Source organism: Streptomyces sp. NPDC033178 (genome assembly GCF_055577685.1).
Map to the genome: position 1 here is coordinate 266,496 of NZ_JBVIPT010000016.1, position 22,874 is coordinate 289,369.

At 67.3% G+C, this 22,874-nt stretch carries 8 protein-coding genes and 1 pseudogene; 5 read left to right on the top strand and 4 right to left on the bottom strand.

Annotation, left to right across the window (positions count from 1 at the left end):
• Nucleotides 1-220: 220 nt before the first annotated feature.
• The 3 genes and pseudogenes from ACZ5VQ_RS34895 (at nucleotide 221) to ACZ5VQ_RS34905 (ending at nucleotide 3,629) form a co-directional block, all read left to right on the top strand.
• On the top strand, nucleotides 221-1,873 hold the full coding sequence (locus tag ACZ5VQ_RS34895) for a M4 family metallopeptidase (protein ID WP_469108438.1): 1,653 nt from the start codon (nucleotides 221-223) through the stop codon (nucleotides 1,871-1,873).
• A gap of 98 nt (nucleotides 1,874-1,971) precedes the next feature.
• Nucleotides 1,972-2,484 carry a DUF1990 family protein gene (locus ACZ5VQ_RS34900; protein WP_469108439.1) on the top strand — a complete coding sequence of 171 codons (513 nt, stop codon included), beginning with the start codon at nucleotides 1,972-1,974 and terminating at the stop codon, nucleotides 2,482-2,484.
• A gap of 222 nt (nucleotides 2,485-2,706) precedes the next feature.
• Nucleotides 2,707-3,629: pseudogene (locus tag ACZ5VQ_RS34905) on the top strand (transcriptional regulator).
• Nucleotides 3,630-4,239: 610 nt separating this feature from the next.
• Here ACZ5VQ_RS34905 and ACZ5VQ_RS34910 read toward each other — a convergent pair.
• The 4 genes from ACZ5VQ_RS34910 to ACZ5VQ_RS34925 all read right to left on the bottom strand — a co-directional run bounded on the left by ACZ5VQ_RS34910 (nucleotide 4,240) and on the right by ACZ5VQ_RS34925 (nucleotide 18,671).
• Nucleotides 4,240-4,662, bottom strand: coding sequence for an Imm10 family immunity protein (locus tag ACZ5VQ_RS34910; RefSeq protein ID WP_469108440.1), 423 nt, complete (start codon nucleotides 4,660-4,662; stop codon nucleotides 4,240-4,242).
• Nucleotides 4,659-11,663 carry an RHS repeat-associated core domain-containing protein gene (locus ACZ5VQ_RS34915; RefSeq protein WP_469108441.1) on the bottom strand — a complete coding sequence of 2,335 codons (7,005 nt, stop codon included), beginning with the start codon at nucleotides 11,661-11,663 and terminating at the stop codon, nucleotides 4,659-4,661. The genes ACZ5VQ_RS34910 and ACZ5VQ_RS34915 overlap by 4 nt, the downstream gene beginning before the upstream one ends.
• 103 nt (nucleotides 11,664-11,766) lie before the next feature.
• Entirely contained in the window at nucleotides 11,767-15,480 is a 3,714-nt protein-coding gene (locus ACZ5VQ_RS34920; protein ID WP_469108456.1) for a LamG-like jellyroll fold domain-containing protein, read from the bottom strand.
• A gap of 572 nt (nucleotides 15,481-16,052) precedes the next feature.
• Entirely contained in the window at nucleotides 16,053-18,671 is a 2,619-nt protein-coding gene (locus tag ACZ5VQ_RS34925; RefSeq protein ID WP_469108442.1) for a glycosyltransferase family 1 protein, read from the bottom strand.
• 540 nt (nucleotides 18,672-19,211) lie between these two features.
• Here ACZ5VQ_RS34925 and ACZ5VQ_RS34930 point away from each other — a divergent pair.
• Together ACZ5VQ_RS34930 and ACZ5VQ_RS34935 are read left to right on the top strand one after the other, a co-directional pair.
• On the top strand, nucleotides 19,212-20,411 hold the full coding sequence (locus tag ACZ5VQ_RS34930) for a S8 family peptidase (RefSeq protein ID WP_469108443.1): 1,200 nt from the start codon (nucleotides 19,212-19,214) through the stop codon (nucleotides 20,409-20,411).
• A 471-nt stretch (nucleotides 20,412-20,882) separates the two neighbouring features.
• Nucleotides 20,883-22,874 (top strand): alpha-1,4-glucan--maltose-1-phosphate maltosyltransferase (locus ACZ5VQ_RS34935; RefSeq protein ID WP_469108444.1); only part of this gene is annotated, 1,992 nt, incomplete at its 3' end.

Genomic DNA, 22,874 nt, shown 5'->3' on the forward strand with positions numbered 1-22,874 from the left:
CTTTGCCAGGCCTTTGCGGGCGATCAAGTCCGCAATCCGTACGCGGATCTTCGGGCAGCGGACGATTTCCGGCCAACCTTTATTCGCCCCACTGACATGTACAGGACTCAACTGGCAACGTTCACCCCGCATCACCGATCACGGCACACCCGCACCGCAACTTCACAACCGCCCGACCGGTCCCCCATGCCAGTCGGACACCCCCCACGAAGGAGCTTGTGTGACCCCCCTCTACGCGCGTCACAAGCGCACCACTCTGGCCATCGCCACCGCAGTCGCGGCCGGAGCACTTCTCACCACCGGTCTGACCACCGGTGCCTCCGCCCAGTCCCCGGCCGAGCAGTCCGGCGGGACGACCCTCGCCGCGGCGCCGGTCCAGCTGACCGCGGCAGCCCGTACGAGCCTCATCCAGAAGGCCGACGCCGCCACGGCGGAGACGGCCGACGAGATAGGTCTCGGCGTCAAGGAGAAGCTGGTCGTCAGAGACGTCGTCAAGGACGCCGACGGCACGACGCACACCCGGTACGAGCGCACGTACGACGGACTCCCGGTCCTCGGCGGCGACTTGGTGATCCACGAGACCAAGGCCGGCAAGACCGAGGGCGTGACGAAGGCGACGAAGGCGGCCATCAAGGTCTCCGACGTCACCCCGGACATCGCCAAGTCCACCGCCGAGAAGCAGGCGTTGAAGGCCGCGAAGGCCGAAGGCAGCACGAAGTCGGCGGCCGACAAGGCCCCCCGCAAGGTCGTCTGGGCGGCCGACGGCAAGCCGGCCCTGGCCTACGAGACGGTCGTCGGCGGCTTCCAGCACGACGGCACCCCGCAGCAGCTGCACGTCATCACCGACGCGCAGACGGGCAAGAAACTGTACGAGTGGGAGGCGATCCAGACCGGCACCGGCAACAGCCAGTACGCCGGCAAGGTCACCATCGGCACCTCGCTCTCGGGCTCGACGTACCAGCTGAACGACACCGGCCGCGGCGCCCACAAGACGTATAACCTCAACCGGGGTACGTCCGGCACCGGCACGCTCTTCACCGACGCGGACGACACCTGGGGCACGGGCGCGGCCTCGAACACCCAGACCGCCGCCGTGGACGCGCACTACGGCGCCCAGGTCACCTGGGACTTCTACAAGAACGTCCTCGGCCGCAACGGCATCAAGAACAACGGCGTCGCCGCCTACTCCCGCGTCCACTACGGGAACGCGTACGTCAACGCCTTCTGGAGCGACAGCTGCTTCTGCATGACGTACGGCGACGGCTCGGGCAACACCAAGCCGCTGACGTCGCTCGACGTGGCGGGCCACGAGATGACGCACGGCGTCACGTCCAACACGGCGGGCCTGGTCTACAGCGGTGAGTCGGGCGGTCTGAACGAGGCCACCTCCGACATCTTCGGCACGGCGGTGGAGTTCTACGCGGCCAACGCGTCCGACGTCGGCGACTACCTCATCGGCGAGAAGATCGACATCAGGGGCAACGGCACCCCGCTGCGCTACATGGACCAGCCGAGCAAGGACGGCTCGTCCAAGGACAGCTGGTCCTCCAGCCTGGGCGGCATCGACGTCCACTACTCCTCGGGCCCGGCGAACCACTTCTTCTACCTCCTCTCGGAGGGCAGCGGCGCCAAGACGATCAACGGCGTCAGCTACAACTCCCCGACCTCCAACGGCTCGACGCTCACCGGCATCGGCCGCGACAAGGCGGTCAAGATCTGGTACAAGGCGCTCACCGAGTACATGACGTCCACGACGAAGTACGCGGGCGCCCGTACGGCGACGCTGAGCGCGGCGTCGGCGCTGTACGGCGGCACGGCCAGCGCTGAGTACAAGGCGGTGGCGGCGGCCTGGTCCGCGGTGAACGTGGCCTGACCGCAGGACAGTCGAACCTGGCCTGACCGCAGGACAGTTGAGCGTGGGCGGTACCCGGAACGAAGGCATTCCCGGGTACCGCCCTACTCTTGGTTCCCATGCCCTACACGTACGAGGACGTGGGTGCGACCCGCGACGGCCGGTGCCCACCCGGCTTCCATCCCCTGCACGTCCGCAGCCGCATCGGCGAGGGCCAGGAGGTCTTCAAATCCGCGTCCCAGGCGGTCCTGACCTGGGACCTCCACAGAGCGGTGGGCGTCAAGATCACGACGGACGCCCCGCAGGCGGCCCCCGGCGTCGACGTGACGGTCGGCCTGGGCCTGCTCCAGGCCCCCTGCCGCATCGTCTGGACGATCGACGAACCCCGCCGAGCCGGCTGGGCCTACGGCACTCTCCCCGGCCACCCCGAATCCGGCGAGGAAGCCTTCGTCGTCGACCGCACGGGCGACGGCACGGTCTGGCTGACGATAACGGCCTTCAGCCGCCCGGCGAAGTGGTACGCGAAGGCGGGCGGGGCGGCGACTCGGGGGTTGCAGCATGCTTACGCACGACGGTGCGGGGTGGTGTTGCGGCGGATGTGCGAGGACCCGAAGGGCGACTTCCTGAGGTAGCGGGGTGCGACCGATTTCGCCGAAGCAGACTCACCGCGGATCACCAGATTCGCCCGCGGAAGAGCGCCCACCGAGAGTGGGTACGTCGACCGCAGGCGGCCCGTTGCAGTGCCGGGTTACCAGGCGCACCTGCGTCGGGAAGGCAGAACCCCTGCCAAACCAAACGTATTCCTATCTCATTCTCTGGGCTCGTGGTCCAGATTTGCAGCGGTTCACCAGGACTTGCGGTCCAGTCGGCCGAGCCCGTCGTTGGACTCCGAACTCGCTTGCCGAGCCGAGGCCGTCCAGTCCGGTCGCACGACACGCATCGGCATGAACGAAGTAGACATGGTCATCGCCATGACCGAGCGTGTCTCGGAACTGGATGACGAGTTCGGTGGTCGCCACGCACGCCCCATGGCGGCCTCGTTCATGGTCAACACCGTGGCCGCCTACCTACGCGCCTACGCCCCCGAGGACGTACGCAAGGCGATGCTGTCTGCCGCCTCGGACCTGCTCTACCTGACCGGCCACATGGCCGTGGCCGAAGGGCTTCACGGTCTCGCGAAGCGCTACTACGTCAAGGCCTGGAGCTGGCGGGCGCAGCCGAGGACCACCTGACGTACTGCACCACCCTGCGAGGGATGAGCGTCCAGGCGGTCGACCTCCACCACGGGGCGAAGGCCATGGAGCTGGCCGACGCCGCTGCCGCCGCACAGACCGGCGACCGTACGGGCGCGTTGCGCCACATCTGGGAGGCCGAGGGGGCCATGGACCGCGCCGAGTCACGCGGCAGAGCGTTCGGTTCGTACGACCCCTCCTCGCTCAACTACCACGTCAGCCAGGTACGTTACGAACTCGGTGACAAGACCGGAGCCGTCGAAGCCACGCAACAGGCCGACCGGCTCCGCCCCAGCGTGTACCAGCGCACACGAGTACACCGCCGCGGCCTGCTGGCCGAACGGCAGTTGGAACTCGGCCACCGGGAAGCGGCCTGCGCCACCTGGCACCAGGCCCTCGACGACTACCCCAAGGTGCAGTCCGGCCGCGCCGACGAGCGCGTCAAGACGATGTTCGGTCTCCTGCGCCCTCATCTGAAGAACGCGACGGCGCTCGACCTGTACGACCGAGCGCGGACAATCGCACCACCGTCAATGGTGGCCTGATGCCCGTCGCACCTTCAAGCTCAGCCGCAGAAATCCAGCCACCACGGCGGGTGCGCCGAGAGATCGCCTACAACGCATGTCTCAAGCAACCCCGCGGCCGACCTCAATCACACCTTTTCGTTCCGTCAGAGCATCCGCCCGGCTCTGGTCTGGCCGGTGGCAGTGGCTTGAGCTGCTGCCCAGTCCGCATCTTCGCGCGTGACCCGCATGGCAGAGACGATCGCGGCTTCCAACTGCGGCGGCATGACGTGACATTCGGCGAGTCGGCCTGGCGGCGCCGCTACGGAGCAGGGCAGCAAGGTGGATCTCTGGATGTTTCGGACCAGCAAACGTAACTCCCCTGAGCGGAAGAAAGCCGACCTCTGCAGTCATCGCCGCCCAAAAAGCACTCGCGCCGATCCGTGTAGGGCATCGCAGCAACCCGGCCGGCATGTCGCGTTCGTCCCCACAAGCGATCATCGCCGAGAAGACCACCTCGTGCCAGCAGCACCCATACCCGGCTGCTGACCAGCACGAGCGCATCAACGATCAAAGCCCGCAGTCGCCGCACCTGCCCCTTCATCTGGAGATTTGCAGCCCTGCCGTAGTCCGCTGGCCCCCAACTGGAGCATCAGATCTGCAAGGCGACCGGAAACTTCTCTGGGTTTCCGTAATTCAGTACCCTCCGAAGACCGATACGAAGGTTTTCAATATCACACCCGGGCGCGACTTCAAGAGTCATCTCTCCAGATGGAATTTCAAGCTCCTCAACTGCTTCAGGCCTGAAGCGAAAAGACAGTCTATCTGCCATCAAAGAGACCACTTCGACGCCCCCGTAGCTGACCCCCCCAACCTCGTTCAGGATGCAATAGCTATCCAGCCCCAGCTCCCGTTCCTGATCACCGGGCACTTCTAGGCCACATTGGAAAGTAAGATATCTCCCCTCGCCATATTCATCTTCTGCAAGCCCAACCGTGAAGCAGGAATCAGGAACATTTTCTTCAACTACCACGACTCTGACGAGCCACTCAGAACGACCCACCACGTTGTTCACCCCGCACTACTCCAACGCTTGTCGCCCCAAACGTACACGAAAGCTGCCCCTGTTTCAGCGGCCGCCCGCCTCATGGATCCCTGACACTGGGTACAGGGCGGCTTGGTGCCAGTAATCGTCACAGTTTCACCACGGTTCACGGGAGCCAGGTTCGCATAGCCATCCCCAGGAATGCGAACCGTTGGAGTCGCCCCCGACATACGCCCCACGCGAGCCTCCGTATGACTGGCTTGCGCATTGTTGGGATATTTTAGCGCACGCTCTTCAGGCGTTTGACTTCCGCTTCGCAGACTGTACGCGTTGACCAAGGCCCCCTCAGCGTTTCGCACCTCCACTCCTGCCCAGTGAGTTTTCTTTCCTGTCGAGCCGACGATAGATCCCCCGAAGGGCTTATTCCTCGCCCCGTATACAGGCCTGTGGGCAAAGATGGCGGCGAGGGCGCTCGGCACCTGATAAGCGTCGCTAGAGGTGTCGTAACCATGACTGGCCACCCAGGCATCGAAATTCGCTCCATAGTCACAGCCGGGAGCCCCGGGCCCACCGTCTCCCCGGCAGTCGCCATCGACGAGCCACCCCGCGTACTCCGCCATACGAGGAACGTTTCCTACCACGCCGTAAAAAGTTTCGCCGACGCTCGAACAGGCCCCGGAGAGGAATCCCCAAGAACCGCACCCCGACTCGGAGTCACCGGGTCCCTGGCGTACACCGCCACCACCGCCACCACCACGGGTGTTCCCGGAACTGCTGGTGTAGGAAGTACCGCCGCTGCCGACCCCACACGGATTGGTGAGCACGTAGTAACACGTGCCGCCACCGCCGCTTCCGCCACCCCCACCTGGTTGCGTGGTGACGCCTCCACACGGGTCGGGCATCACGAAGTAACACCCAGAGCCGTTGTGGCCGCCGCTGCCGCCCTGATCGGCGGGGTACTGCAGGCCCGTCGGGTCCGAGCTGGTGACCGGCGTGTTGCCGGCGTAGCTGTAGCCGTTCAGGGACTGGTGCTGTGTGAGGGAGAGGATCGGGTCGACGCTGATGAACTGGCCGATTCCCGGGTCGTATTCACGCGCACCGACATGCGTCAGGCCCGTACCCTCATCAGCCGGTTTGCCCAGAAACGCCTTGTCGTCCGGCCAGTTCGCAGCCTTCTCGCCCCGCGGCGCTCCGAACGGCATCGTGTACCGCTTCGTCACCGCGTACGTCGTCGCGTCCATCGCGATGCTCGACGTGCCGTGGTGGTCGGCGGCCAGGAAGCTGAGCTTTGTGCCCGAGACCCCCGACGTCGCCGTGCGGACCGCGATCGTCTGGCCGGCGGCCGAGTAGTAGCGGCTGCCGGAGAGGGTTTTCGTTGTGCCCTTCGTCGTCAGGCGGACCTCGGTGCCGCCGAGGTAGAGGATCGTGTCGCCGTCACCCGTGGCGCGGCGGATCAGGAGTTCGCCACTCGCGTCGTACAGGTAACTGGTCTGCTCGCCCTTCGGGTTGGTCGTCGTGGCGAGCTTGCCCTCGCTGTTCCAGGTGTGCTGCTGGGAGCCGGACGTGACGGGCTCGGAGCCCATCCAGGTCCCCGCGCTCCACTGCGGTTCCCAGTTCTTGTTGTAGACGATGAAGACCCCGGTGTCCTGGAGCGTGGCGAAGTACCCCGAGCCCCAGGTCTTCGAGTCCCACAGGGGCTTGTTGTCCTTGTCGTAGACGACGAGATTGCCGTCTTCCTGCATGGTGGCCCAAGCACCCGCGTGACCACCGGTGTTGGTGTGCCAGGCGACCTCGCCGGTCTTACGGTCGTAGAGGGCCAGGTCGCCGTCTTCCCGCATGACCAGGCGGGCGCGTTGGGCGCGGACCTCCTCCCCCGACGTGAGCTTCCAGCCGGCGCGGAAGTACTGGTGGGAGGTCGTGGTGGTGCGCTTGGTGGTGTTACCGCTCTTGTCGTAGTCGAAGTTCTCGCTGCGCGAGCCGTCGCCGGTCGTGGAGACCTCGTCCAAGGCGTGTGGCTGGGCCTCCCCCGACGCGGGGTAGGAGTACCTGCGCTCCGTGTTCTGGCCCTGACGGATGCCGACGCCGTGCTCGGTCTCCGTCTTGCGCTGGCCCGCGTCGTTGTAGGTGTACGACATCCAGTACGGAGCGGCGCCATCGATGTTGGCCGCGGCACGCCCCGACGTGGCGCAGTCGGCCGTCTTGGGGGTCCAGGACTCCGTCAGGCGGCTGTATCCGTCGTAGGAGAAGCACTGGTGGTCGGCCTTGGTCGTGCCTCCCTGGGTCGCGCCGTCGAAGATCGAGGTGACGTTGCCCGCGTCGTCCTGGGTGAACTGCAGGTCTTGCGGCATGTAGCCGTGGACGTCGTCGGTGACGAAGGAGCGGGTGAGGCGGCGGGTGCCGGCCTGGTATTCGTAGTTGAGGTACGCCTTCTTCGCCGAGTCGCCGCCGTCCATGCCCAGGGCGAGCTGTCTCAGGTCACCCTGCGGCGAGTACACCGCGCCGTGCAGATAGCCGGTCGTGCCCCCCGCGGCGATCTGCTGTCCGGTCGCGTTGTACTCGAACCCCACCATCTCCGAAGCCAGACCACCCCCGGCCGGCTGCGACGCCTGACTGACCGTGCCGTCGGGTCGATAACCAGTGAGGAAGTTGAACGTCTTGGGCACGCCCGCAGCGACCAGAGAGTCGTTCTCCGGCAGAGTCAGCTGACTGTCCGTGACCTGATAGAGGTTGCTGTACGAGTTGACCTTCTGGGTGTAGGCCTTGCCGTTCGCCCCGCCGTCGTAGCGCACAGCGGTGTCCTGCTGTCCCTTGGCCAGGCTGTCGAAGGTCCAGGCCGCGAGCTTGTTGCCGTCCGTCTTGCCGCCCTGCCACATGCCCGTCCTGCGGCTCAGCTCGTCGTACTCGTACAGCAGCTTCTTGGTCGTGTCGCCGTTCGCAGTCGTGTTCGTGACGCGGTCGAGGCTGTCGTACTCGGTGACGCTCGTTCCCTTGTCAGGGTCGCTGGTGTCGATCTGGCGGCCGAACAGGTCATAGCCATAGGACCACTTGGCCTGGTCCGGGCCAGTGATGGTCTTCTGCTGTCCGGCAGGCGTGTAGGTGTGGGCGGTCTTGGTGAAGTCCGTCCCGGTCGGCCTGGGGCCGCCGTATTCGCGCCGTTCGATCGTCTGCCCGAGGGCGTTGGTGACGACCGTCGTGGCCTGGCCGCCCGTAGGAGCGGAGGTGGCGACCGTGTCACCCGTGTAACTCGTGTCGATGGTCCATCGGGTGACGCCGTGGTTCTTCGTCACCGTCTTGATCGCCCGGCCCACGCCGTCGTACGTAGTGTCGTTCTGGACCGGTGCCTGGGCACCCTCGGTCTGCACCGGCGTAGTGGACGGACCGGACCTGTCGTCCCAGATGTCACCCTGGGTGCTGATGGCCAGGCCACGGTCGTCGTAGAGGGTTAGGGAGATCAGGCGGCCGCCTGCGGGGCTCGGGGTCTGGACCTGACGGCTGCGCAACAGGGAGTCGTAGAACTCGTACGTGGTGTTGTAGCCGGAGCCGGTTCCCTTGAGGGCCCCCGTCGACACCCACGACATGGCTGAGCTGGTCACCTTGTATTCGTAGACGTAGTTGGGCGACTGGTTCAGCGACTGGAGGCGATTGGGTAGCCACACTTTGGTGACGCGGCCAAGACTGTCGTACTCGGACACCGTGATCTTGTCGTTGGGGTCCTTGACCTTGAGCGCAGCGCCGGTCGCGAAGTCCACGTCGGTGGTGGTCCCGTACGACTTGGCGTTGGTGACGGTGGTCGCGGTCAGCGGTCCCGCCGCGACCGGCGTGTAGGCCGTACTGGCGGCGGTCAGTCCGTTGGTGTCCTTCACGACCAACGGGCGGCCGAGTGTGTCGTACGTGGTCGTCGCGACCTTCTGCCAGGACGGAGCGTCGTCGCCGCCGTAGGACTTGGCACGGCCGGACCATACGGCCTCGCCCTTGGTCGGCTTCTGTGACGCGGACCAGGCTGTGGCACCGGTGTCGTCGAAGACCACGGCGGTATCGGATATGACGTCTCCCGGGCGCGAGGAGTCGGCCGGCAGGTCCAGGCTCGCGTCCGTGGTCGCACAGGTCCGTGCGACCGTACGCGTGCGGGAGGTCAGGGCGTTGATGCCCTTGTCGTCGTTACGGGCGTACCAGGTACGGGTGCAGGTCTCGTCGCCCGTGACGGCGTCGTCGCCGCCGTCCTGGACGGTCGCGGCCATGCCGTAGTCGTCGTACGTGGTCGTGGTGGTGCGCACCCTGTCATGAGGGGTGATGCCGCTGGTGATGTTGGTGCGGGCGTGGGTGGCCTCCGTGCGGACGTAGTACGCCTCGGTGTCGGCGTACGACTTGTGCTGGGTGGCCGTCTTCTTGGACCAGGGGTCGTTGACGGTGCCGGAGACCTCGGTGTCGCCGTTGTAGGTGACCGATTCGCGGGTGAAGCCCGCGTACCGGTCGGAGTCGGTGATCTTCGCGGCCTTGATGCCGGTCACCTCGGCTGTCTTGCGCGCGTCGGCGTCGGGGGTCTTGCCGTCCGAGCCGAGAACGCGGTCACCGTTCATTCCGCGCATGTAGACCGTGGTCGACTTCAGCTGCCTGCTGTCGCTGTCACCGGTGAGGTGGGTGACTCGGCCGAAGCCCCGCCAGATCGACCAGGTGCGTTCCTTGGCCGGGGTCATCGGGTCTTCGTTGTAGTGCCAGGCACCGCCGCCCGAGTACTGGTACGTGTGCAGGACGGCTTCCGAACCACCATGTGGGGCCGTGGTGGACACGGCGGTGACCGGGTACTTCTGGAACCAGTCGAGCTTCGGGGTCTTCTCGCCGTTGGGCGACCAGTAGACGGGATAGCAGAGCTTCGTGTTCTCGTCGACCTTGGGCATGGTCTGCCCGTAGACGCAGTCGGCCTCCTTGTAGGAGACGATCGTCGCGGCGCCGGTCTCCGAAGTCACCGTCCGCAGGCGCGGCTTGTCCAGCGAGAGGATGTCGTCCGACGGGCCGTCGACACGGTTCGGCAGGAAGACGTGTGTGAACTTCACCGGGTCCAGGGCTAGGTCCGTGCCACGCTTGCCGGTGTGCTTGATCTCGTCCAGCCACAGCGACTGGTCGGTGGAATCGCCGGTGTCTCCCGGGTCCAGGTACTGCTGCTTGAACGACCAACTGTCCACAGCCGCGTGGGCCGGCGTAGCGGCGGCCGTGTTCCACGCGTAGGTGGTGACGCCCGTCAGGCGCTTACGGGTGAAGAAGGCCGGCCCGGTGTTGCCGGTGCACTTGTCGCCGTCCTTGCAGACCGCGTCGAACGGGACGTCCGGCCAGTTGTCACGGGTGTCCTCGGTCAACGAGTCGCAGTTGGTCGCGAGACAGCGCTCGTCGTAGCTGAAGGTGACCTTGTTGGAGGCTGCGGGAGTGGCGGAGAACAGGGCGCCCGCGCGCTGACCGTAGCGGATCTCCTTGAGGTAGCCGCCTCGGGTGTAGTCGGTCCCGGTGGTGTCGTCGCCGAGCTTGTCGTAGTTGTTGTGCTCGGCCGCGTACCAGTAGCTCATGGCGTTGCTGTGGGTGTCCTCGACGTAGTCGAGGTTCCAGCGCCAGGCCTGCTTCTTGTCCCGGCCGGAGAAGCCTGTGCCGTCGGCGTACCCGGGCTCGCCCTCGTCGTCGCCGAAGACCGGAACCGTCCACACCGAGTCGGTACGGTCGGCGGCCCCCGCGCCGTCGAGCTTGTTCATCCCGAAGGTGTAGGTGGTGCCGTTGCCTGTCGTGACGGTCCAGTACTCGCCGTTGTCGTCGCCGTTGTCCGCCCCGGTGCGGCGGGTGACGGTGGATGCGTCGTCGTTCTTCAGCCGCCAGGTGCCGGTGGTGTCGTCCTTGACCAACTCGGTCGCCTTGCCATTGAGGACCAGCGAGGCGTTGTCGTACTTCCAGCACAGGTCGTACTTGTCGCTCTGGCCGTCGTCGTCGCACGAGCCGTACTTGCGCTCGATGTACGAGGAGGTCAGGTCGAAGCCCTCGCCGATCTGGCTGCCCTGGTTGTTGGTCGAGGCGGTACGGCCGTCCACGCCGCCGGAGTCGTAGGAGATGTTGAGGCCCGGTGCCGGGCCCGCCGCGGCCGGAGGTGTGCGCAGCGGGTAGGACCACGTGAAGGTGCCGGAGGAGCCGCCCGCTTCCCAGGTGGAGGAAGCCGCGAGAGGCGTGGCCTTGTAGTCGCCGCTGCCGGACTGCGTGCCCGCGGCCACGGCCAGGACCATCGTCTCGGCTTCCTGCGAGCCGGATGAAGCAGCGGAGGAGCTGGTGGAAGGGGCGCTGAACGCGAGCGTCGTCGAGAGGCGTTCGGCGCCGCGGTCATTGCTCGATTCGAGCGTCTCGGACGTACGGCACTTGGCTTCGGCGCCCTCGTTCAACAGGCATGCGGGGAACTTGAGGACCCGCAGTCGTCCGGCCCAGTCGCCTCCGAAGGCCGTGGCAAAGGCGCCGTAGTCGATACCCAGGCGTGCCTGAGCTCCGTCCTTCGGCCCGGTGACGGCCAGCACCACACCCTTGATGCCAAGCTTCTTGGTGGCCTTCTGGTCCAGGACCTGGATCTCCACCGCATCCGTGGTCTGCGGCGCCTTCTTTCCCTTGGCGCTCTTGGCGGCGGAGAGAGTCACCGGCAAGGCACCCGGAGCGGCCTCGGCAGTCCCGGACCCGGACAGTTGCAGAGTCGCTGTGCCGCCCTTGGGCCAGGTGACACTTCGGCTCTGATCGTCTCGGGCCCGGTCGGCCGCGGTCCTGTCCGCCGCGGCGGACTGCGCCAGGGCGGCGGCAGTCTTCTTGTTCACCTCGTCTGTGAACGGAGTGACCTTCGCCGACCTGGGCGCCTTCAGGTCCGGCTTCCCCAGCGGTTCCACGTCCGCCGCGAAGGTGACCGGCGTCAGCAGGCCCGGCACCATGGCGAGCCCTGCCACCGAAGCGACGCGGCGCAGCCAAAGGCGTCTGCCTCGGGCGGTTTTCCCTGTCCTGGGCAGGCCAGAGGCGAACTGGGTCATGACATGTCTCCTCGCGGCGGCCGCTGTCGGTGGAGCGGCCGCACGCCGTTGAAGGCCGGAAGAAGAAAGTGGGAGATGCCCTGCGGGGTTGCCGCTGCACGGGCTACGTGGATGGCTCCGCGATCTGGCTGTGAACCTGTTCCTTCGTCATCGCGCCGGTCCATGCCCGGACCTTCGCCAGGTCGCCCGGAAGGTAGTGCCCGGTCGTGCCGTTGGCCGAGCCGCGTCCGACGGCGAGTTCGCCTGCGCCCTGCTGGGCGACCGCCAGGCCGGCATCCTCCTCGCCCTGTTGGACGAAGGAACCGACATACAGCTGAGCCACCCCGAACCGCTGGGTTCCGTCACCATCCGTGAAGTCCTTCGTGACGTCGAAGACTCCGGTCACGTCGACCCACGTGTCGAACTCCTTGTCACCGACCGCGTCCTGTGCCGGTGCGAGAGCGGTGTCGAGCACCTTTCCCGTGGAGTCGACAGCCGTGCGCCCGAACTTCCACTGGTAGAGGCCGTCCGCGACCTTCTCCACCCAGAGAGCCCAGGAGGACTCCTTGCCCACCGGGGTCGCCTGGCCGGCGACCAGACCTCGGTATCCGACCGGTTTCGAAGCCAGGAGCGCCTTGTTGAGCCGCACCCGGGCGGACACGGTGAAGGATCCGGTCTCATCGACCACCGGCCTCGCCCCCGACGCGTATCCGCTGGTGCCGTTGAGTACCAGGGCCGTGGTGTCGTCGCCGGTGAGCCCGGCACCGGAGGGCGACAGGGCGAGAGCGCCGCGTTTGTAGGCGAACGAGGTACTGGCCGGGTCGTCCGGGTCCTCCGGGCTCTCGGCCACCTGTGTGCCGGACGAGATCGTGGCGTCCCAGTGTGCGACGAGTTCGTTGGTCGGCAAGCCGTCCTTGGTCAGGCGGTGTTCGTCGCGGATCTGGTCGGGCTGGTGCGCGTCCTGCCACACAGCGACCTCGTCGACCCGGCCGCGGAAGTACTCCCCGTAGGACCCGCCCACCTTCGAGCGGCCGATCATCAGGTTCTCGTGCCCCACCCAGGGTTCGTACGTCGATGCCGCCTGCGCCGCCACGACCGGGGCACCCTGCGGCTGCCCGTTGACGAACAACTGGATGGTGTCATTGCTCTTGTCGGTGTCCCTCTTGGTGTCGAAGACACCGATCAGGTGGGTCCAGGTCCTCAGCGGTGGATCTGCGTCGTTCGCCAGCGAACGGATGTAGACAGCGCCGCTCTCCTTGTCCTGGGCGGTGCGGTTGAACACCCACTTCTTGTACGCCGACGAGTAGTACAGCGTGAACGCCGACCCGTACTCGCCGGGCGCGGACAGCACGACCCGGTTCGCGGACATCTCCGTCGGATACACCCACGCGGACACGGTGAAGGAGTCCTGCGTGTTGACCGCCACTCCGTTGGTCGCCGCGTATCCCGCCTGCTTGGTCGTGTCGGAGGTGTCGTTCAGCCACAGCGAGCGGTCACCGGCTCCGCGGCGGGCCATCGTCGACCAGCCGGCCCCGTCCCGCAGTACGGCATCGTGTCGCACACCGACCTCACCGGTGTCCTTGGCCACGGTCGCGGCAGATCCGGGAATGGAGTCGTCGAACCGCCAGCGGCCTGTCGGGCCGGGAGCGAGACCGACCTTGAAGACGAAGTCCGCCGGTGGGCCCCAGCGCACACGACCGTCCTTGTCCAGCTTCAGGTCGCTGGCCTCCACGGACAGCGTCTGCGTACCCGACAGACCCGGCGTCACGTCCTTGACCGTGACGGGAGCGTTGGTGGTGGCGGCGTTGGTCTGCCTGGTGGCATCGGCGTCGCTGGTGAGCAGGCGCCAGCGATACGCCTTCACATCGCCGTCGGCCGTATTCGGCTTGAAGGTGAACGTGCCGGGTATCCCGGGATTCCCGCCGGCCGCACAGTCGTTGGTGAGGCACTCGGTGTACGGGCCACCGGAGGTGACAGTAGGCACCTTGGGGGCGGTGGAGTCGATCCTCAGGTAACACCAGGAGGAATACGGCGAGAAGAGGTCACCGGACTTACCGCTGTAACTCCAGTGCGACTGAGTGCGGGCTCGGAACCGGTACAGGCCTCCGTCGGCCCGATTGGTCGTCGTGGTCTCCTCAAGGGTCCCGTCCGGATGCCAACCGGAGTCCGGTTTGTAATCACTCCACACTTGGGACCACGTACCTGACGTGGTGTCGGTGCTGGAGCGCTGCATGACGAACTCCGCCTGCAGACTGCCCTTTTCCTCGCCCGCACCAGGCTGGACCAGTGTCTGCACCCGCGCTTGGACAGTCGGCGTGATCACCGTCACGGTCAGCGGATTCGAAGCCGGACGGCACACAGCCGTGTTGCCCGTCCCGGGAATCGCTCCCACGGAGGTCGGCACACCGGGCTTGTGCACGTACCAGACCTTGAGTTCCGCGTTGGAGTCGAAACGCTTCCACGCCCGCGGCTCGCCCTCGTCCTTGGCGCGCAGCATCAGCGTCAGCCGGGAGATCTTGCCATCGGCGAAGGCCCGTACGGTGGAGGTCAGGTTCTCGTCCGACTCGTCAGGGTTGTCATTGAACTCGACCCAGGCATTGGGCTGGTCGGGACTGCACAGGTCGCCGCGGCCCGCGGACACGTACCGGTCGCCCATCTGGTCGAGTTGCTTGGGCCCTGGCCAGCGAGTGCCCTCGCCGATGTTGTCGGTGCGCTCCAGATCGACCCAGTAGGGCGTGCAGTTGAACGACCAGGTCTCGTACGCCCGGAAGGTCGCGTCCAGCACCTGCTCACCGGCCAGTTTCCCGGCGCCGAACTCGAAGTACATCCGGTCGGTGTAGCCGCCCGTGCTGCAGGCGAATCCGTCCGCGACACCACAACGGCCCACACCCTTGGGCTCGCTGAACTTCCAGAACTTGTCGCCGTCCGACGACAGCTTGGTCCACTCGGAGGCACCCAGGCCGACGGAAGGATCGATGAAGACCGGGTACACCGTCTTCTGTCCGCGCAGCAGATCCAGGTCCGGCTTCACCGAGACCGTGCCCTCGCCCACCGAGACCGGCAGCTCCGCGGTGGCATCGCCCTCGCCAGGATGCGCCGGATCGGCGGCAACGCCTTCCTCCGCTTGCGCCTCCACGCTCCGAGCCGACCTCAACTGCGTCTGTACATCAGTGGGCTCGTCCCCCGCCGAGTCCCACATCTGCCCAGCTGGGCCGCGGAACACGGCATTGCCGTCCGCATCCACCGCACGCAGACCACCCCCAGCCCCCGGCACCAGGCTCAGCCCCTCACCGATGGCAGTGAGCTTCACCTGCTCCAGCTCCGAACTGGCCGCGGCGTCGGCTGTCTTGACCACCAGCACCTCGCGGTAGCCCTCAGCCGTCGCGGTGAGTTGGAGATCCACGCCGCTGATGGGTACGTCGGCATAAGTAGCCGTTGCCCCGTCGAGGGTCGGCACGGGTAGTGAAGTGGGCCAACCCAGCTTCACCCCCTGCCCGTCATGACCGAGCCGCAGCATGCCCGAGCCGCTGCCGCCGCCCGAGAACGCCAGATCCACCACGGCGGACTTCGGTCCGACCGTGCCGTTCGAACGCCTCTCCAGCGTGACATCGATGTCCTGCCACGAACCGTCTTCAGCCCTGGCTCGCTGTGGCTCCGTCGACTGAGTGAGGGTGAACGTTCCGTCAGGGTTCGCGACGGTCGTTGTGTACTCGGTCCGTGCCGACGTCACCTCGACCGGTTCGCCGGACGCGGCCGCCTGCTCCGAGGCCGACTGCTCGTTCACTTCCGCTCGTTGTGGCGCAGCATGAGCGTCGGTCGACGCCGCGAACGTCACCATCGGCAGCAGGGACAACAGCGTTGCCGCTGCCACCACTCCGCCGATTACACGGCGTGACCGATCCCGCGCATGGCCATACCGACTCCCCCGCCCCAACCCCACAGTCCCCACCCCAGAGTCACAGAATCTTCAAAGGTGGAGTGAGTTAACGCGGCAGCAGTTCCTTACGTCAAGGCGTATTTGACAATAAAATTCGATGACCGCGACACCCTGACCTGCGAAAATGACACAGCATGTCCGATGTGCGCGAAGTCCGCCCCTCTGAGAAAAAATCACACTCCGTAGCGGACTAAAGAGAATGCATCGCATGGATTTCGCCACTCTCCGCACATGGCACTATCCAATGTTTAAGGAGTAACAGCCGTGGCGAGCGGACGTGGCCAGGAGCAACCTCCTGGCCACAAACAAGTCCGCCGCTCTGAGCGATCGCGGTGGCACCCAACAGGATCAGGCAGTCAGACCAGACAGATTCCGCCAATCTCAGACGGAACCGACCACCCTCTGGTCACTTACCGCACCCAAACCATCGCACCCTGAAGCACAGGCACCAGCAGACCCACCCGCCGCACACCTCACCGCATCAAAACCCCCGCTCCCTCCCCCAACCCCTCCGAAGGAACCACCACCAACCCCAACTCCGCACTCGACGCCAGCAGTCGATGCGTGGGCAGGATGCGGACCGTGTAGCCGAAGGGGCCGGTGCGGTCCAGGGAGAGGGGGCCCTCGTAGAGCCAGCGGCCCTCCAGGTCGGGGCCGCCCGCCGGTTTGAGGGGGGTGGTGGTGCCGTCCGTGATGCCGTCCTCCGAGTCCACGCGGCCGGAGACCGCCTGGACCTCGACGTCGTCCGGGGCCAGGTCGCCCAGGCCGACGCGGACGCGCAGGGAGAGCGTCGTGCCGAGTTCGGCCGTCGGAGTCCCGGCCGAGGTCTCCACGTGGTCGACCGTGACGTGCGGCCAGGCCGCGCGGACGCGGGACTTCCACACGGCCAACTCCCTCGCGGCGGAAGGGGACATGGCGCGGTGGGCGTGGGCCGCCGGGGTGTAGAGGCGTTCCACGTACTCGCGGACCATGCGGCCGGCCAGGACCTTCGGGCCCAGGTGGGTCAGGGTCTGGCGGACCATCTCGATCCAGCGGTCGGGCAGGCCGGCCTGGCCCCGTTCGTAGAAGCGCGGGGCCACCCGCTGTTCCAGGAGCTCGTAGAGCGCCGACGCCTCCAGCTCGTCCCGGCGGTCGTCGTCCACCGCCGTGCCGTCCGCCGTGGGGATCGCCCAGCCGAAGTCCGGCTGGAACCACTCGTCCCACCAGCCGTCCAGGACCGAGAGGTTGAGGCAGCCGTTCAGCGCTGCCTTCATCCCGCTCGTGCCACACGCCTCCAGGGGACGGAGAGGGTTGTTGAGCCAGATGTCGCAGCCCGGGTACAGCTTCTGCGCCATCGCCATGCCGTAGTCGGGGAGGAATACGATCCGGTGGCGTACGCGCGGGTCGTCGGCGAAGCGGACCAGTTCCTGGACCAGGCGTTTGCCGCCGTCGTCCGCCGGGTGCGCCTTGCCCGCCACCACGATCTGGATCGGCCGCTCGGAGTGCAGGAGCAGATCCATCAGCCGGTCCCGGTCCCTCAGCATCAGCGTCAGGCGCTTGTAGGAAGGGACTCGGCGCGCGAAGCCGATCGTCAGGACGTCCGGGTCCAGCACGCCGTCGATCCAGCCCAGTTCGGCCGTGCCCGCGCCGCGCTGCCGCCAGGACGCGCGCATCCGCTCCCGTACCTCCGTCACCAGCTGCTCGCGCAGCACGCGGCGCAGGTCCCAGATGTCCAGGTCGGGAATCTCGGCCACGGCGTCCCAGCGGTCCGAGGCGCCGACCGTCATCGCGTCCTCCGTGCGCTGCGCCCCGATCTGGCGGGCGCCGAGACGGAAGACCTCGGGGGCCACCCAGGTCGGCGCGTGCACTCCGTTCGTGACGGAGGTGATCGGGACCTCGTCCGGGTCGAAGCCCGGCCAGAGCCCGGAGAACATCTCCCGGCTGACCTGTCCGTGCAGCAATGACACCCCGTTGGCGCGTTGGCCCAGCCTCAGGCCCATCACCGCCATGTTGAAGAGGTTCGGTTCGCCGCCCGGATAGGTCTCCATTCCCAGTTGCAGAATGCGTTCGACGTCGATGCGCGGGAGTTCCGCGTCCGGGCCGAAGTGCCGGGCCACCAGTTCCCGGTCGAAGCGGTCGATTCCGGCGGGCACGGGGGTGTGGGTCGTGAAGACCGTGCCGGCCCGGACCGCTTCAAGGGCGGCATCGAAGTCCAGGTCCTCATAAGACAGTTCGTGAATTCGTTCCAGGCCAAGAAATCCCGCGTGCCCCTCGTTCGTATGGAACACCTCGGGCTGCGCGTGCCCGGTCAGCCGGCAGTACGTACGCACGGCACGCACCCCGCCGATGCCGAGCAGCATCTCCTGGAGCAGGCGGTGCTCGCTGCCGCCGCCGTAGAGCCGGTCCGTCACGCCCCGCTCGCCGAGGTCGTTCTCCTCTATGTCCGAGTCGAGCATCAGCAACGGAACCCGGCCGACCTGGGCCAGCCAGACACGGGCGTGGAGGGATTTCCCGCCGGGGAGGGCCAGGGACACCTGGGAGGGGGTGCCGTCGGGCTCGCGCAGCAGGGAGACGGGCAGTTCGTTCGGGTCCAGGACCGGATAGTGCTCCTGCTGCCAGCCGTCCCGCGAGAGCGACTGCCGGAAGTAGCCGTGCCGGTAGAGGAGTCCGACACCGATCAGGGGTACGCCGAGGTCGCTGGCCGCCTTGAGATGGTCCCCGGCGAGGATGCCGAGGCCGCCGGAGTACTGCGGCAGCGCGGCCGTGATGCCGAACTCGGGTGAGAAGTAGGCGATGGCGGCGGGGAGTCCGGAGGTCTGGGACTGGTACCAGCGGTCCCCGCTCACGTAGTCCTTGAGGTCGTCGGCGGCCGCGGCGAGCCGCCGCAGGAAGCGCCGGTCCTCCGCCAGTTCGGCCAGCCGTGCGGGCGAGACGCTCCCGAGGAGGCGTACGGGATCGCATTCGGAGGCGGCCCAGTGCTCGGGGTCCACGGACTGGAAGAGGTCACGGGTCTCGGCGTGCCAGGACCAGCGCAGGTTGCGCGCCAGGTCACTGAGGGGGTGAAGGGCTTCGGGGAGTACGGGACGCACGGTGAATCTGCGGATGGCCTTCACGAGCTTCCACCTTCACGGAGGACGTACCAGGACGGCGTATCGGCGTTGCGGTGACTGGGCGTATCGGCGTTGCGATGGCTGGGCGATTCGATGGCTCGACTTGATCACGGCGCCCCAACGCATCAGGGCGACCCGGTGGACGCACGTCGCTGTGCGCACTTTGTCACCCATGACGGTAGCGGCGAGGGTGCCTCCGCAACTACGGCGCGAAGTGCTCAGCGGGATGTGCGGTACTGCGACCGGGGGCCGGTTGTCACTGATCACGCCCGCGCGGTGGCGCCTCCGGCGGCAGGGCCCCGCGCCCCCTCGGAAGGGCCGGAAATCGCCGCAACCTTTACATGTCCGCCACGGGCGATATGGCCGATTCCGCCCCGTCGGGCGACCTTGTGGCGCTTCACACCGCACGAGAGGCTGCCAAGTGGCGATCCGGCCACGGCCCCGCAGGACCCGTACAGGGACTTGCCGGGCCTGCCAGAGCCCCAGCGGGCCCGCGCGCACCACCGGCCGGAGCACGCCGGGTTGAGGAGGGGAACTCACACCATGGCAGTGACGCGCGAGCGGCGGCTGCACTGGGCGGGAGGCCTGACCGCGGCCATGACGGCCGCGGTGCTTTCGGCCATCACCCTGCCCGCACACGCCGCCCCCGAAGGGCAGATATCCGGCGCGGGCGGAGCGGGTTCCGTCAGCGGCAGCTACATAGTGACGCTCAAGGGGGGAACGAAGGCTCCGTCGAAGGCGGGCAAGGCCGTCGCCACCAAGTACGGAGCGAAAATAAGCCACACGTACAGCACGGCGCTCAACGGCTATGCGGTGAAGGTCGACGAGAGGCAGGCCAAGCGCCTGGCCGCCGACTCCCGCGTGGCCTCGGTCTCGCGGGACGCCGCCGTGGCCGTCGAGCACCGGCAGTCGGACCCGCCGTGGGGCCTGGACCGCATCGACCAGCAGGACCTGCCGCTGGACAGCAGCTACACCTGGCCGGAGTCCGCGGGCCGGGGCGTGACGGCGTACGTCATCGACACCGGCGTACGCATCACCCACAAGGACTTCGGCGGCCGGGCAAGCAACGGCTGGGACTTCGTCGACAACGACGCCACCGCCCAGGACGGCCAGGGCCACGGCACGCACGTGGCGGGCACGATCGCGAGCACGACGTACGGCGTCGCGAAACAGGCGAAGGTCGTCGCCGTCCGTGTGCTCGACGACAGCGGGGCCGGCACGCTCTCCCAGGTCATCGCGGGCATCGACTGGGTGACCAAGAACGCTCAGAAGCCCGCGGTCGCCAATATGAGCCTGGGAGGGCTCGCGGATCCGCAACTGGACGCCGCGGTCCGCAACTCCATCGCCTCCGGCGTCACCTACACGGTCGCGGCGGGCAACGACGGCCTCCCGGCGAGCCTCTACTCACCGGCCCGTGTCAAGGAGGCGATCACGGTCGGCGCGAGCGACAAGAAGGACGCGAGGGCGGACTTCTCCAACTGGGGCGCGCGACTCGACCTGTTCGCCCCCGGCGTGGACGTCACCTCGGCCTCCAACGCGAGCGACACGGGCAGGGCGACCTTCTCCGGTACGTCGATGGCGTCGCCCCACGCGGCAGGTGCGGCCGCGCTCTACCTGGCCGACCACGCGTGGGCGACACCCGCCGATGTCAGCAAGGCTCTTGTCGGGCGGGCCGCCTCCGGGAAGATGTCCAACACCGGGCTCGGCTCACCGAACAAGCTCCTGCAAGTCGCCAACCCCTAAGTATTTGCGCATTCACCGACCGGCCTCGTCCCGCGAATCCCCAACCGATCCTTTACGGATCCTTGGCGGATTCTCATCGGACGAGGCCGGTCTTGTGTGTAGACATACGCGCGAGTAGTTAACAAAGTGCCGGATTGCCCACCCGAAAAGAGTGGGAAGGCTCCACCGGTACGCCCAGCAGGACCAACTCCCCACACCCTCATCCGCCCACCCACGTTGACGCGGACAGGAGCGGTCATGCCCGCCATGCACCACCAGCCGTCACCACCCCCGACGCCCAGCACCACCGAACCCCCCGACCAGGGAGAGAAGGCCGACCGGCCACAGCCGCCTAAGGCGAGGACCGCCAAGCCGGCCAAGACGCCCAAGCCGCCGCAGTCGGCGAAACCCGCCGAGCCGGCACAACAGGAGGAGTCGGCGAAACCGGCGGAATCAGTGCAATCTGCAGAATCAGTGCGCCCTGCGGAATCGGTGCGCCCTGCGGAATCCGCGCGAGCCGCAGAGTCCGCGGCGAAACCCTCCAAGTCGTCCAAGCCCTCGCGGCCGTCGGCAACCACCCCCAAGAGCGCCACCCGCCTCACGCCCGCCCGCACCCCCGCCCCGGGAAGCGGCCCTCTGATCGGGCGCATCCCGGTCCTGGACGTACGCCCCCTCGTGCAGGGTGGGCGCCGCCCCGCGAAGGCCGTGGTGGGCGAGCCCTTCGAGATCTCCGCGACGGTCTTCCGCGAGGGTCACGACGCGGTCGCCGCGAACGTCGTCCTGCGCGATCCGGACGGCCGCTCGGGCCCCTGGACCCCGATGCGCGAACTGGCCCCTGGCACCGACCGCTGGGGCGCCACCGTCTCCGTACCGACGCCGGGCCGCTGGACCTACACCGTAGAGGCCTGGGGCGACCCGATCACCACCTGGCGCCACCACGCGCAGATCAAGATCCCGGCGGGCATGGACACCGAGCTGGTCCTGGAGGAGGGCGCGCTGCTGTACGAGCGTGCCGCGACCGGCGTACCGAAGAGCAAGGGCCGCCGTGACGCGATCCTCGCGGCCGCGGAGGCCCTGCGCGACACCGACCGCCCCGCCGCGGCCCGCCTCGCCGCCGCGCTCACGCCGGACGTGGACCACGTCCTCGCGCGCCACCCCCTGCGCGAACTGGTCTCGTCGGCCGAGCGGCTGACCCTGCTGGTGGAGCGGGAACGGGCGTTGTACGGCTCCTGGTACGAGTTCTTCCCGCGCTCGGAGGGCGCGGTGGTCGAGGACGGCAGGCCGCCGGTCACCGGCACGTTCCGGACCGCGGCGCGACGGTTGCCGGCGATCGCGGAGATGGGCTTCGACGTGGTGTACCTGCCACCGATCCACCCCATCGGCACGACCTTCCGCAAGGGCCCCAACAACACGCTCGACGCGGCCCCGCACGACGTCGGGGTCCCCTGGGCGATCGGCTCACCGGAGGGCGGGCACGACGCCGTCCACCCCGACCTGGGCACGATCGACGACTTCGACGCCTTCGTACGCCGGGCCGAGAGCCTGGGCATGGAGATCGCCCTGGACTTCGCACTCCAGTGCTCGCCGGACCACCCCTGGGTGGAGAAACACCCGGAGTGGTTCCACCACCGCCCCGACGGCACCATCGCGTACGCGGAGAACCCGCCGAAGAAGTACCAGGACATCTATCCGATCGCCTTCGACAAGGACATGCCGGGCCTGATCCAGGAGACGCTCAGGGTTCTGCGGTTCTGGATGAGTCACGGGGTGCGGATCTTCCGTGTGGACAACCCCCATACAAAACCGGTCATCTTCTGGGAGCAGGTGATCGAGGACATCAACCGCACCGACCCCGATGTCATCTTCCTGGCCGAGGCGTTCACCCGCCCAGCGATGATGCACACGCTCGGCGCGATCGGTTTCCAGCAGTCGTACACGTATTTCACCTGGCGCAACACCAAGGAAGAACTGACCGACTACCTCACCGAGTTGTCGGGCGAGGCGGCCGCCTATATGCGGCCCAACTTCTTCGCCAACACCCCCGACATCCTGCACGAGTTCCTCCAGCAGGGCGGCCGGCCCGCCTTCGAACTGCGGGCCGTGCTCGCCGCGACACTGTCGCCGGCCTGGGGTGTCTACAGCGGATTCGAGCTGTGCGAGAACGTCCCGGTGCGGGACGGGAGCGAAGAATACCTGGACTCGGAGAAGTACCAACTACGTCCGCGGGACTGGGAGTCGGCGGAGCGCGAGGGTCGTAGCATCGCCCCTCTGATTGCCGAACTCAACGCGGTCAGGCGCCGGAGTCCGGCCCTGAGGCAACTGCGCGACCTGCACTTCCACCAGGCGGACAAAGAGGCGGTGATCGCGTACTCGAAACGGAGCGGATCGAACACGGTTCTGGTGGTCGTGAACCTCGACCCTCACCACACCCAGGAGGCCACGGTCTCGTTGGACATGCCACGACTCGGCCTCGACTGGCACGAG